Origin of the sequence: Mesorhizobium sp. M0019, assembly GCF_040323975.1 — a bacterium.
GTDB lineage: Bacteria > Pseudomonadota > Alphaproteobacteria > Rhizobiales > Rhizobiaceae > Mesorhizobium.
In genome coordinates this window covers 1-12,428 of sequence record NZ_JAMYVK010000088.1, presented here as the reverse complement: position 1 = coordinate 12,428, position 12,428 = coordinate 1, and the positions used below count along the sequence as shown (strand labels likewise).

The window sequence follows — 12,428 nt, the reverse complement described above, 5'->3', positions numbered from 1 at the left end:
TGCTGCAAGCGCCGGGGCTGGGCCTCGATATCGACGCCGAAGCAGGCAGGAAGTATCTCCGGGAAGAGGATGCAGGCTTCTTCGACTGAACCATCCTTCTTGCGCCACCCAGCACCACGCGGACCGCTTCACGCAACCTGTCATCCGGAATGACCGTTTCGGGGCTGGACGCGGACTGGCAGCTTTTCAGCTGCGGAGGGTCCAAAGCTGACATTCAAATCGGTGCATCCTGAAAGCAACTAACGACGCGGGGAAGGATACTGCACGCCTGTACTCCGGCTTCCAACCGAAACTACTTCGTTGGCAGTCCCGCAGCGACGAGGTCGGCTACCTGTCGATCAATCACTGCAGAATTGATATGGAACGTCATATCGCGCCACCGCGTGGCCTTAAGCCACGGCTGCATGGCAAGCGCCTTGAGGACTTCACTGCGTGCATCGTCAGTTTTTCCAAGATGGACATCGTTGATGGCACGTAGCAGCGGAACGGTGATCAGGAAGTCTGACGCCTTCGTGATCAGTGCAGCAGATTCGGCGTACTTTTCGATATCCGTTAGGGCATTTGCCTTCATCACGAGATAGTAATCGGCGAAGTTTGGATCGTTCCTGAGCCCGTATTCTGCTCGCTCAATGGCCTTGTCTGTCAGGCCGCTGAAGCGGGCTGCTGATGAAAGGTCGCCGATGAGAAACGCGTCTCCGGGCGAAAGCGCAATCACCTCGTCGGCCCTGCGCAGAGACAGATCGAAGTTGCCCTCATGAGCGCTGACGTAGACGTTTGACCACAAACAGCTTTTTCTTGCGTCGGGTCCGAGGTTGGCCCGCGGAAGAACCTTTGCTTCCAGTTCGGACGCCATGCGCCAATGTTCGTCAGGCTTTTCGTCAAAGCCGAGGTTGGCCGCCAAGACGTGATCCCAAGCCAGTCCGCACGATAACAGCGACGAGTCGGGAAATTTGGCCAGGCCCTCAAGAATTATGTCCGTCGCCTTCACCAGGCTCTCGGGCGTGAACTGCCCGAAGAAGAAATTGGAGCGAAGGAAGAAGTCGTACTCTTCGAGATCCGGCGTGTCCTTTTCCCAGACCTTCTTGTATTCGCTGTCGTACATTTTTCCGCGCTGACCTCCGAGCGTGCCAATGATGCGTTCGATCGCCTCGTCCTGCATCATAAGCGGATCGCTTCCCGAGCGATCGAACTTTTCCGCCCAGAGATTTTCGCCTGTGCGCGCGTCGATCAGCTGCGCGGTGATCCGCACCCGCTCCGTCTCCTTCCAGATGCCGCCCTCGATCACGTAGGCCGCGTTCAACTGTTGGCCGATCTGGCGGACATCGGTTGGCTTGTCCTTGTAGACAAAGGTAGAGCTACGCGAGAGCACCTTAAGTTCGGTGACGCCTGCCAGCATCGAGATCAAATTGTCTGTCATGCCGTCGCTGAAATACTCCAGCTTCGGGTCGCCGCTCATGTTCTTGAACGGCAGAACCGCAACGGTCGGGATACCACCCTGGTCTATCTCGCGCTTTGTTCCATAGAACTGCCACCACGCCAGGACCGCTGTGACTGCTAAGACCAGCACCAGGAAGCTCGCCACGGCTGGCAGCCGCGAGCGGTTGCGGCTCGCGCGCCTGGGCCTAGCCTTGCCGCCGATCGTGACACGATAGGCCTCCACCGGCTCCGAGATATTCTTGACCTTCTGCGGGCCCATCGACTGAAAGCCGAAAGCCAGCTTCTTCTCAACCTCGCGCGCGACCTTTGCAGACACCCAGATGCCGCCAGGCTCGGCAAGTTGTTCTAGTCGCGCCGCGATATTTACGCCCTCGCCAAACCGATCGTCACCCTCGACAATCACCTCGCCAAGATTGACGCCGATGCGCACTTCCACGCGCTGGTCTTTCGGCAACGATGCGTTTCGCTCGGCCAGCCCACGTTGCAGCCAAACCGCGCATTCCATCGCCTCGACGACAGAAGAAAACTCCGCCAGCAGGCCGTCGCCCATCAGCTTGAAGATAGTGCCATGATGACGCGCTACTGTCGGTTCGAAAAGTTCCTTATGATCGGCGCGCACCCGTTCATGCGTACCCGCCTCGTCGCGCTCCATCATGGCAGAGTATCCGACAACGTCAGCAGCAAGGATGGCGGCGAGCTTGCGGTCCATTTCGGAGCACTCTGTCGGCGGCCAACCTCGGAGGCGAGGTGGCAAACCCTCCCGGTTCCAATCAGTTTCGCCTATCAGGACCTTACCCGCAAGCGGCTGCCGGTTACGAAACGACTTGATTGGGGCCGGACGCGGACTGTCGGCTATGGGAGAATCCGCCCGACTCCTTCCGATAGGCGAAAGTCGCTCTGGAAAAGCACCGCGGGGTCTTGAAATGGCACGACCGAGCCGGCGGGCGCATCGGCTCGGACTATTCCGCGTGGGAGCGCTCTAAGTCTCGATCGGGCGGAAAGTGGTCGCACACGGGAGCGGCCCAAGTAGGCTCATCTGCGCCAACAGGCGACTTGTGGATCAAGCTTGGAAGGCGGCTCCACCGAGCTTCGACACTAGGCCCAAATTAGCCCTCGCCGATGCTCCGGCTGCGCCAAAGGCTTGTTTGGATGCTTCAGCTTGGACCTGGTGGCTTGGCAACCGGGGGCAGTTCTAAACCGGTCGGGCGCGGCCAGACTTTCGAGTTTCAAGGTAAGCCGCCATGGATTTGCAATGATCTCCACGACGAAGCCATAGCGCTGGTTGCTCGCGCAACGCTAAGGGCGTCCTGGTGGCTGCTCCTGCGGAAACTTGTCTTCATGGACGATTGCCACGGCCCGCTCAAGATTGCCTCTCACCTCGAAACCGATCCAGTGTCCGTCCATCAGGTGCGTTTGTCTCGGACAGGCGAGGAAATAGTTCCCCGCCTGCTGGGCAACAAAGTTGAGTTGTCTCCTCTCATTAATTTTGATCCCCTCTAGCGGCGCGGTGTACGCCCCCCAAATCGCATCCTCAGCCTCCAACTTCACTGGCATCTCTGACCGAGCATAAACCCTGGTCACCATCAGACCGTGCCATTGATGAACTCGATCTGGACCGACCATTCTTCTGGCACGATGATCGTGAGATTGCCGTCCCAGTAGCCGTTGAAGTCGATAATGTCGGTCCGGATGTTGTCCCTGCGGTACCGCTCGACTTGGTTCCAATCGGCGACAATCTCGATAGCCACCGTCTTCGCTGCCGGATCGTTTTTGATCCAGCTCGGGACGAAAAGCTTCCCAGCCAGCGCAATTCCAGGCAACAATCCAAAGGCGAGAAGGGCAAGGTGGGCAAAGCGCGCCATCGCAATCAGAGGCTCCTCCCGAGCGGAGCGGCCGAGCTAAAGCGACCGCAATCGAAGTCGACTAGGCCCATCCTTCAACGAAGAGAATACCCCAAAACAAGATCCACACCAGCAAACCCCCTTTGGCGGAACGGAACAAAACTCGCCGTCGCCGGAGTCGCCTCCAAGTGAACGCCCCACCTCGCGCAGGCCGATGTCTGCCGCCGAAAAGCGAAGGAGGGGTAAGGTTATCGCGCCAAGCTGATCGCCGCTCGGCAAAGGTCTGTTTCTGGGCCTCGAGCCGTCGGTCTGCTTCGGATCAGCGGCTGGCCAAAGCCGACGTAGCTTGTCGGAAGCTCCCTAGCAAATGCCGGCTTCCTGATTTCCACGCCCGGAAGCGAACCGTCACAAATCCGCCATCTCAGGCATCACCTTGCAGACGGCCGGTTCGCCTTTTCGACGGCATAGGGTGTATGGAGCACCCGACGCCCCCACCCCTACCTCTGAAAATGCCCCAACCCGTTCTCATTGAGATAGTCCACCGTCATCACTCGCGCGCGAATGCCGCCGGGGGAACCGACGAACTTCACCGATGACAGCGAGCCGGTCGGCGCGTTCTCTCCGCGGGGCGTGAGGGCGTAGGTATCGCCGTCCCAGTGTTCGAGCGTGAACTGCATGGGCTTGGGGCCGAGTTCGAGCATCAGCTTGTCGCCATCGGCCCGCACGGTGGCGGTGTCGAAATAGTTGCTCGTATATTGGCCCTCGTAGAAGGATGGACTGCGCGCCTTGGCGGGGTTCGTCGGCTTGTCCTTGCCGGCGAGGTCGCCCACCGGCTTGTAATAGGCCATGAACCGCGGCTTGATGTAGGGATACCAGTCGCGGGTGACCTGGCCATATTGCACGATGTCCATGAAGCTGGCGGCGACCGCCTCGGCGGCGCCGACGGGGGAGCCGTTGGTGAGCACGACGATGCCGACATCGGCCGAGGGCAAGATCTGGAAGGTGGTGCCGGCGCCGAGCAGGAAAGCGCCGGAATGGCCCATGGTGGTGCGCCCATTGGCGTTCACCCCCACATTGAAGCCATAGCCATAGGAGCTGGCCCGCGTATCGGGCGTCTCGCCGCGGTAGGTCACGCTCTGCGGTGTGAGGGCGGGCTGCAGGATCTTCGGGTCGATCATGGGCTGACCGTTATAGGTGCCGTCGCCAAGCAGCAGGATCATCCACTTGGCAAGATCCTGGACGCTGGAGGAGACGCCGCCCGCCGGCGCCTGCTGGTCGGGGTCGCGGTCATAGAGCGGCTCGAACACATTCTCCGCCACGCGCGCATGCAGCAGGGCGCGGTTCTTGCCGGCGGCAATGAAGTCCTCGTGCCGATAGCTGCTGGAGCGCATGCCGAGCGGATCGAACAACAGGCTCTTGGCCAGCGGCTCCCAAGGCTGTTTCTCGGCGTGGGCCACTGCCTCGGCGCCGATCGTCGTGCCGAAATTGGCGTAGTGATAGGAGATGCGGAAGGGATCAAGCGGCACCATCCACAGGCTCCCGACGATCTGCTTGCGCTGGAAGCCGAGATCCTCGAGTTCGTCGCCCGCCGCCATCGGCAGACCCGAGCGATGGGCGAAGAAATCGCCGATGGTGGCGTTGCCCGAGACATAGTCGAGATTGAGGCGAAAGCCGTCCCAGACCTTGCCGACCGGGGTATCCCAGTCGAAGCTGTGGTCCTTCGTCATGGCGATCGCGGCCACCGTGGCCGAGATCGACTTCGACACCGAGGCGACCTGGAAAATGGTGGTGCTGCTGACCTTAGAAGTGTCGTCCCGGTTGTCACGAAGGCCATAGCCCTCGTCAAAGATCATTTTGCCGCCATGCACCACCGCCACGGCGCAGCCGGGAACGTCGGATACTTCCTTGACTTTCTTGACGATGTCCGGCAGCGCGGCCAGCGCCTTCTCGACACCGCCGGGATACAGCTGCATAGCATCCTGCGGCGGCGATGGCCCAAGCTCCGGCACGTAGGACTGCGCGGCTGCCACGGCGGGCAGCATGGTAACGAGGGAAAGTACCAGGAGAGCTGCGACCTTCTTCATTCCATGTCCTCAAACTTGCACCGGCAGATGATCGGACCATACGCGGCAAGATGAAAGATGGTTGCGGCTATTTTCCAATGAAATGTTTAAGTTCAAAGATTAGACAGAGACGGCGGCTGCGTGTCATGTGATTTCGGAGTGGTGAAGTATCCGCGTTACCTACGCGCCCGGCAATTGGATGGGATTGGGCGGGAGAACGTCAACTTTCCAAGCCCGAGCGGCAAATGGCATCCGATCACGAGTTGTTCGCCAACGGGCTGGCGGCCAACCAGAAAGTCATCGAAGCCAACTATATGGCCCATCGCGAGGCCCTATGGCCTGCTGCATGGAGTCCGAGGGCCGAGGGGCCGGGACGCTTCGTCTTCGCCGATCTTGCCTGCGGCACGGGGCCGTTTGCTGTCCGTCCGGTTATTGCGGCGGGACCAGTTAAAGCCGCCGTTCGGCTCACGTGAAGAGTATCGGGCGCCGGCAGGCGTACGAAAGTCCCCGAGGAAGGAACCCGCGGGCCGCAGACGATGGCTATGGGGATTTCGGATTTCGGCAGATGTCGGCGATGGCGCGACCGCCGTCGGGAAGCGCTGGGGTGAATGCGGACAGACCGCTTCGTTGCGCCCCCGCGCGGTGTTGTCGGCTTGGTCGGCAGCTGGACGCGACCTCTTCAGCATCGAGGATCATCATGGACGTGCGTCGATCCGTTGCCGGAGGCTGAGTGCCTGCAGCTGAAGGCTGAACCATTCCATGCCGGGTCATGGCGTGCTGCTCCCGGTCGACCGGGAGCCGTGTGGTGGTCCGCGCGGTTGCCTCCACCGTTCAAACAGCTCGATGACGATGATGCGGCCGCCGCAGCACGGGCACGGCGGGCGGAAGTCGTCCGGTTCGTCGGGGTCGCCGTCGTCGGGCGGCGCGGCAGGGGCGATCGAGGGTCGCCCTCACTGACCCTCCTGGGTAAGTTGGAAGATACTGGCCGTCCGAGTAGGACCAACGTTAGTCAGCTCACAGTACGCGAAAGAAGCAAAAGAACCCGGTTGCGGCGGAAGAAATTCCCCCTGGTGCTTCAATGCGAGGCAGGTTTTGATCGTGTCGAAAGATTTTTGTTCTCGGCGTTCATCGATGCGGCCATCGACAAATACAAGAGAAATTACATGCGCGGTTGCATTTAGAGATTGAGGATCTGCTTTCGCAGCCGTTGGCACTGCCAAGAGAAGAGCCAGAGCGATGATGAGCTTGGTGCGATTCATGCCGTCCTCTGTTCATCCGGTGCTGCTGGGATCGCTTGGAGGCGAAGGCCGAATGGGCTAAACTAGGAAGCGCGCCAGGAAGGTGAAATGTCCCGAACGGCTCCTGAAATTGACCTGAAATCTGCTGAAACGATCACCTTCCGCGGTTTCGTCTTCCTGACCAAAAGCAAAGAACTCCGAACCGTCGAAGGCAAAGCGGTCAATCTTCGCAGCCAGTCCGCCGAGGTGCTCTCGGTGCTCGCGGCGCGACCGGGCGAAATCGTCTCCAAGGATGCGCTGATGCAGGCGGTTTGGCCCGAGACCTTCGTGACCGACGACAGCCTCACTCAATGCATTGCCGATATCCGCCGCGCGTTGGGGGACGACGCGCACGTGATGGTGGAAACCGTCCCAAAGAGAGGCTACCGACTGAACGCCGATCTATCGGACGCGGCGGACCCAAACGCCGCAGCCGGCACGGAACGTGCCAGGACACGATTCTCGCAGCGCGGCTTCATTCTTGCTGCACTCGCTCTCCTTGTGGCAGCGATCGGCGCATACTACGGCGCGGAAGCCTGGCGAGCCGCTCCCGTTCGTTCGAGCGACATGCCCAGGATTGGGATCCTTCCCTTCGACGACTTCAGTGCCGGTGTGGACAAGGGATATCTCAGCGATGCCGTTGCCGAGGGGATCATCACCGAGCTGGCGCGGAGCAAGACTTATGCCGTCATCGCCCGGAACTCGAGCTTCAGGTACCGCGGTAAGCCGATCGACGCCAGACAGATTGGAGATGAACTCGGCGTCGACTACCTGCTCGAAGGCAGCCAGCAGAAGATCGGAGACCGGCTGAAAGTGTCCGCCCAGTTGCTGAATGCGCATGACGGATCACATGTCTGGGCCAACTCCTACAACCGAGAGATTGGCGATCTTTTCGTCGTCCAGGAGGAAATCATCCGCACGCTTGCGGATCGGGTCGGAATAAGGATCGAGCGACCGTTGCCACAGAGCGATGCCGCGCAGGTCAGCGCGCTCCGCTATTACCTGATGGGGAGGGCCAAGATCGGAGAGGATATCTCAGCCGAGGGGAACGAGCTGTTAAGGCAGTTCAGCCTCAAGGCGATCGAAGAGGATCCGAACTCCCAGTTCGGCTATATCGGGCTGGCCTGGTACTATCGCAATGACGCGGTATTCGGGTGGCACGCGCAGGAACACAACCGGAACGAGGCGTTGAAACTCGCTGCCGAATACGCCGACAACGCCATCCTGCTCGCTCCTGATGACGCTGAAGCGCATGAGGTCCGCGCCAGCATCCACACCGAAGCCGGAGAGGTCGAGCAGGCCCTTGCCCAGTACGATCAGGCGATCGCCTTGAACCCGAGCAACTCGCATATCCTCGTCATGAGTACGAACGTGCTGCTGTATGTTGGCCGCGCCGACGAAGCGATCGATCGGATCGAGCAGGCCAAAGGCATCGATCCCTTCCACCCTAACTGGTTCCACTGGCAGATGGGCTGGGCGCTCTGGGAAAAGAATGATTGTGGGGCGGCGCTGGCTGCGATGCGGAAAATGTCCAGGATCCCGAGCGGCGCACAGCGCATGCTTGCGGGGATCCACGCTTGTCTAGGAAACAAGCGAGAGGCAAAGGAAGCGCTTGCGGTTTTCCTCCAGAACACTCCCAGTGAATCCATCAGTAAAGAACGCAGGGAGTGGGACAAGATTTGGACCGCACCCGGAAGCCTCGACCGCTGGATCAAGCAGATGCGGTTCGCGGGGTTGCCGGAGTGACGGCCGACCGTATGCGGCCCAGCAGAAGTCATGGGCTGCAAACGACCCTTGAAGTGGGCCACGAGCGCTGGTGGCCCTCACGCTCAGGGCGCCGATGCGTACCAAACACCTTCATTTCCTCAGTTTTATGTTGCGACTTGCCAGGCTGGCCGATGGCCAGCCTGATGCGGCCGCGGAGACGATCGCGGTAATGCCCCAGGCCCATCCGCGCTTCACACTCAAAGTCTTTCGTCGCTAGGAGCCCTACAGGGAGGCGGAGGTACTCGATTAGATTGTCACGCTCCTGCGCCGTGCCGGTATTCCGGACTGACCTTGGTCGTCTACTTGCCGCCTTGCCTGAACCAGTGACAGCTGCGTCCGCAATTACTATCCTGGCGACGCATGCCGCTGCGTCCGCTTCGGGGAATCAAAGAACGCGAGCCAGATGACCGACATAGGCGCAAAGCAGCCATGCCGCCGTCGCCTGTGAGACTCTGCTTCGGGTCACAAGCAGAACAGCAGTCCCCTACGGCTCGTCCCTCTCATCGCGCAAATTAGACACAACGCGGCGGTTCTGCGACCTGCAGGCGGTGTCGGGGCACTCGCGGACGAGCCTGTCCTTGCCGTAGCCCTTGGCCCATATGCGGTTGCGGTCTATGCCGCCGGCGGCGAGGTAGTCCATCACCGCATCGGCGCGCTGCTGCGACAGCGCCATTTCACTTGCGCCGGGATCGTCGGCGAAACCCTGCAGCTTGAGCAGCCAGCGCGGATGCTTTGCTAGCCAGGCGATCTGGGTGTCGAGGGTGGCCTTGGCGACAGAATCGAGCGCGGCCGAACCTTGCGTGAAATAGGTGCGGCGGCCGACATTGAGGATAAAATCCTCCTCGCTGCCCGGCTGCACGTTCTGGAAGCCGGCAACCTCGGTGTTGGTGACGTCGGGCGTGGAAGGGGCCAGCGTGTTGCTGGTCGAGCAGGATGCGGCCAGCACCAGCAGGCCCGCGGCGAGCAGCCGGCGCGTGTTTTCAATCATGCGGTTCATGAGGCGCCAATCATTCGACAGTGGTGGAAGCGGGCGCCTGGTCGGCGATGTGCGGCAAGACCTGCACCGCGGTGCCGATCGGGCAGCGCTGGTAGAGGTCGATGATGTCTTCCGGGAACATGCGGATGCAGCCGCTAGAAGCGTCGGTGCCGATGCTCCACGGCTCCAGCGTGCCATGCAGACGGTAGCCGGTGTCGGCGCCGTTGCGGTGCAGATAGAGCGCGCGCGGCCCGAGCGGATTGTTGGACGCGCCGCCTGCGACCATGGGCGGTAGGTCCGGCTTGCGCTTACGCATTTCGGGGGGCGGGACCCATTGCGGCCACAGTGCGCGGCGGTCGATCGTCGCGCGGCCGTACCATTTGAAGCCGTCCTTGCCGACGCCGACGCCGTAGCGGATGGCGGTCTTGTTTTCCATGATGACGTAGAGGAAGTGGTGGCGGGTATCGACCACGACGGTGCCGACCGGCTCGCTGCTGAAATACTTGACGATCTGGCGATGCCATCTCTTGTCGATCTTGGCGAAGTTGGTCTTGCGATACACAAAATTGTTGTCGCTGGCGGTACCGGCGAAAAAGGATTTTGCCGCCGCTGCTTGAACAATATTGCTGGTTGCACCCACCGCGACCAGCGCCAGGCCGCCGAGCACGACATCCCTGCGTGATAAAACCATCGGCAATATTCCCCCCCATGCCAAAAGCCTGGCGGACCATAGTTGAGAATTACTTCGCCTCAAAGTGGAAAACGCTGCGTTGCTTCAGTCCGCCGTGTCCGGACATTCGGCAATTTGGCGGCGAGGGACCGAATTGTGGCAATCTTGCCGAGGACGAACGTCTAACCTAAACCCCATCCAGGATCTTAACGAAATTGGCGCGACTGTTTGGGACCGGGCGTAGTTGCGACATTTGCCCTATCCGGACGTGTGAGCGATGCCATGGGCATGATGCATGCTTTTTTTCGTTCGGTTGCTGCGATGATCGTGATGTCCGGCGTGGCAGGTTGCACCAGCATTTCCTACTACGCACAATCCTTGAAGGGTCACGTGGAGATCATGGCGGCGCGCCAGGATGTAGGAGAGCTGATCGACAATCCTTCGACCCCTGGGACATTGCGCGCTCGAATGGCATCGGCGAGCGCCATCCGACAGTTTGCGATAGATGAACTAGCGCTGCCGGACAACAATAGCTACCGCAGCTATGTTGACGTTGGTCGGGACGCGGTGACATGGGCCATCTTCGCAGCGCCGGAATTCTCGCTGACGCCACGAACATGGTGCTTTCCAGTGTTCGGATGCGTTCCGTACCGAGGATACTTCTCCAAAAGGTCTGCGATTGAAACCGCTGTCGAACTTCAGAGACAGGGCCTGGACGTCTATGTGACGGGCATCACTGCATATTCCACACTCGGCTGGTCAAGTGACCCGCTGCTAAGCACCATGCTCAGCCAAGATGAAGCGGGTCTTGCAGGGCTGGTGTTCCATGAGCTGGCCCACCAGCGCGTCTACGTACAGGACGATTCCGGGTTCAACGAAGCGTTCGCTACCGCTGTCGAAACAACCGGTGTAAGAAAATGGCTGCGCGCGAATGGGGATACTGCCGGTTTGCGCCGTTACGAAGCCGACCGGAGGCGCAGAGCTCAATTTCTTGCGCTGGTGTCGCAGACCCGAGACGAGCTAAGGCACGTCTATGACGACAGCGCTACCTCTGAGCAAAAGCGGGCCGCAAAGATAGCCGCGATCGAACGGCTGCGGATGCGCTACCGAGAGATGCGCGACAGTCGCTGGCGTGGATACCGGAGATACGATGTCTGGTTCGATTCTCCGATCAACAACGCGAAGCTCGCCGCGACTTCCGTCTACGGCGATCGGGTGGCGACGTTTCTCCGCTTGTTCGATTTGTGTTCGGGCGACTATCCACGATTCTTCGCGTCGGTTCGATGGATAGGAGCGTTAGACAAATCTGACCGCGCCGAAGCGCTCAAAGCGGCAGATTCATGCGATTGAGCCGGTCAAATCCGCAAGCCAGAAGCGGCGAATCGGTCGCTGACGTACTCGGCAGCCGGAGCAGGTGATTGAATTGACCATTTGTCGGCCGATTTCCTAGGTGCTTTGACGTCGGCGGGGCCGGAAGCTGCATGCCGGCCTACAGAAGCCAAAAGCGGACTTGCCTGAACTCCCCGCGGGATCTTGGACCACAATGATTGCCGGCGGGCCGTGGCACCTCAGCGTGCGCCCCTACGAGGCCGAAAACCTCACGCTCACGCCGCGCTGCCGAAAATAAGCCTGCATTAGCTTGCGGCCCGAACGGTTGTTCTGCGCCAGCCTGGTCGGATCGAACACCGCTTGTTCTATCCCCTCTCGCGCCAGCGCTGCTTTGAGCGCCGCGATATGTGCGTCGATGTCGGCATTGTTCACCCGGAGCGATGCATAGATGCTGTCGGTCGCCTCGGCCACGGTCGGCTCGCTCACGGGTGTACTCCTTTGGCTATTCGGGCGGCGGCTTAGCACAGATCAGCGGCTTCGCCGATACCGATAAGACGGCTAGATGGGCGGCAACAGTGTTCCTTGGGGTCGGTTGTGAATCATGGGTTCCGCCTGAGTCGGAGATCGCAAGCCATGTCGACAGGAACGAGTCAGGAGGATTGGACGCACACGTTAGAGTATCCGGGCTTGCCTGCCGCGACGCGGGCGGGCGATGGCTCCGCCCGGGCGTGGCCTGAGGAAGTTCACCTCAAATTGCTCTTCGGAAACAGCACGCGATCGGGTTTTGCATCCATTCGCGCCAGCATTTCCTGGGCGACAGGGTCGGCCTGGCGCTCGACCGCGGCCCCGGCTGGATGCTGCCCGATGCGATCAAGTTCGCTCGCGCGGTCGAGAAGTACAATTTGATGTGCCTCGAGGACATGCTGACCGGCGACTATGTGCCGTGGGTCAATCCGCAGGCCTATCGGGAACTGACCACCGCCACCTCGACGCCAATTCATACCGGCGAGCAGATATACCTGCGGCACAATTTCAAGGAGCTGATCGAAACGCAGGCGGTGCGCGTCA

General features: G+C 60.5%; 10 protein-coding genes and 2 pseudogenes. 4 read left to right on the top strand and 8 right to left on the bottom strand.

Annotated elements, in window-relative coordinates:
• Positions 1 to 292 precede the first annotated feature (292 nt).
• The 3 genes from NKK47_RS33695 to NKK47_RS33685 form a co-directional block, all read right to left on the bottom strand.
• Entirely contained in the window at positions 293 to 2,146 is a 1,854-nt protein-coding gene (locus NKK47_RS33695; protein WP_352458388.1) for an adenylate/guanylate cyclase domain-containing protein, read from the bottom strand.
• A gap of 874 nt (positions 2,147 to 3,020) precedes the next feature.
• Positions 3,021 to 3,299: a sulfocyanin-like copper-binding protein gene (locus NKK47_RS33690; RefSeq protein WP_352569986.1), complete on the bottom strand. Its 279-nt coding sequence runs from the start codon at positions 3,297 to 3,299 to the stop codon at positions 3,021 to 3,023.
• A 476-nt stretch (positions 3,300 to 3,775) separates the two neighbouring features.
• Positions 3,776 to 5,362 carry a serine hydrolase gene (locus NKK47_RS33685; protein WP_352579762.1) on the bottom strand — a complete coding sequence of 529 codons (1,587 nt, stop codon included), beginning with the start codon at positions 5,360 to 5,362 and terminating at the stop codon, positions 3,776 to 3,778.
• A gap of 224 nt (positions 5,363 to 5,586) precedes the next feature.
• Between NKK47_RS33685 and NKK47_RS33680 the strand changes: the two genes are divergently transcribed.
• Positions 5,587 to 5,814 carry a hypothetical protein gene (locus NKK47_RS33680; protein WP_352458385.1) on the top strand — a complete coding sequence of 76 codons (228 nt, stop codon included), beginning with the start codon at positions 5,587 to 5,589 and terminating at the stop codon, positions 5,812 to 5,814.
• A 294-nt stretch (positions 5,815 to 6,108) separates the two neighbouring features.
• Here the strand turns inward: NKK47_RS33680 and NKK47_RS35290 are convergent.
• Positions 6,109 to 6,270 (bottom strand): annotated as a pseudogene (locus tag NKK47_RS35290) (IS91 family transposase); the annotation flags it as partial.
• Between the two features lie 21 nt (positions 6,271 to 6,291).
• The gene (locus NKK47_RS33675; protein WP_352579761.1) at positions 6,292 to 6,600 is read right to left on the bottom strand and encodes a hypothetical protein; all 309 of its coding nucleotides are present in this window, start codon (positions 6,598 to 6,600) and stop codon (positions 6,292 to 6,294) included.
• Positions 6,601 to 6,687: 87 nt separating this feature from the next.
• Here NKK47_RS33675 and NKK47_RS33670 point away from each other — a divergent pair, with 87 nt between their 5' ends.
• Entirely contained in the window at positions 6,688 to 8,364 is a 1,677-nt protein-coding gene (locus tag NKK47_RS33670; protein ID WP_352579760.1) for a winged helix-turn-helix domain-containing tetratricopeptide repeat protein, read from the top strand.
• Between the two features lie 505 nt (positions 8,365 to 8,869).
• Here NKK47_RS33670 and NKK47_RS33665 read toward each other — a convergent pair.
• The gene (locus NKK47_RS33665) at positions 8,870 to 9,382 is read right to left on the bottom strand and encodes an OmpA family protein (protein ID WP_352579759.1); all 513 of its coding nucleotides are present in this window, start codon (positions 9,380 to 9,382) and stop codon (positions 8,870 to 8,872) included.
• Between the two features lie 10 nt (positions 9,383 to 9,392).
• A complete protein-coding gene (locus tag NKK47_RS33660; protein ID WP_352569990.1) occupies positions 9,393 to 10,052 on the bottom strand; it encodes a L,D-transpeptidase in 660 nt (219 codons plus the stop codon).
• Positions 10,053 to 10,313: 261 nt separating this feature from the next.
• Between NKK47_RS33660 and NKK47_RS33655 the strand changes: the two genes are divergently transcribed.
• Positions 10,314 to 11,381 carry an aminopeptidase gene (locus tag NKK47_RS33655; protein ID WP_352579758.1) on the top strand — a complete coding sequence of 356 codons (1,068 nt, stop codon included), beginning with the start codon at positions 10,314 to 10,316 and terminating at the stop codon, positions 11,379 to 11,381.
• A 231-nt stretch (positions 11,382 to 11,612) separates the two neighbouring features.
• Here the strand turns inward: NKK47_RS33655 and NKK47_RS33650 are convergent, their stop codons facing one another.
• A complete protein-coding gene (locus NKK47_RS33650; protein WP_023679240.1) occupies positions 11,613 to 11,846 on the bottom strand; it encodes a hypothetical protein in 234 nt (77 codons plus the stop codon).
• 320 nt (positions 11,847 to 12,166) lie between these two features.
• On the opposite strand from NKK47_RS33650, the pseudogene NKK47_RS33645 reads away from it, so the two are divergent.
• Positions 12,167 to 12,428: pseudogene (locus NKK47_RS33645) on the top strand (enolase C-terminal domain-like protein); the annotation flags it as partial.

What these genes read in the sequence shown, in the direction of transcription:
- NKK47_RS33660 (WP_352569990.1), bottom strand. Translation starts at nt 10,052, where the DNA reads ATGGTTTTATCACGCAGGGATGTCGTGCTCGGCGGCCTGGCGCTGGTC.
- NKK47_RS33685 (WP_352579762.1), bottom strand. Translation starts at nt 5,362, where the DNA reads ATGAAGAAGGTCGCAGCTCTCCTGGTACTTTCCCTCGTTACCATGCTG.
- NKK47_RS33680 (WP_352458385.1), top strand. Translation starts at nt 5,587, where the DNA reads ATGGCATCCGATCACGAGTTGTTCGCCAACGGGCTGGCGGCCAACCAG.
- NKK47_RS33695 (WP_352458388.1), bottom strand. Translation starts at nt 2,146, where the DNA reads ATGGACCGCAAGCTCGCCGCCATCCTTGCTGCTGACGTTGTCGGATAC.
- NKK47_RS33690 (WP_352569986.1), bottom strand. Translation starts at nt 3,299, where the DNA reads ATGGCGCGCTTTGCCCACCTTGCCCTTCTCGCCTTTGGATTGTTGCCT.
- NKK47_RS33655 (WP_352579758.1), top strand. Translation starts at nt 10,314, where the DNA reads ATGGGCATGATGCATGCTTTTTTTCGTTCGGTTGCTGCGATGATCGTG.
- NKK47_RS33665 (WP_352579759.1), bottom strand. Translation starts at nt 9,382, where the DNA reads ATGAACCGCATGATTGAAAACACGCGCCGGCTGCTCGCCGCGGGCCTG.
- NKK47_RS33670 (WP_352579760.1), top strand. Translation starts at nt 6,688, where the DNA reads ATGTCCCGAACGGCTCCTGAAATTGACCTGAAATCTGCTGAAACGATC.
- NKK47_RS33675 (WP_352579761.1), bottom strand. Translation starts at nt 6,600, where the DNA reads ATGAATCGCACCAAGCTCATCATCGCTCTGGCTCTTCTCTTGGCAGTG.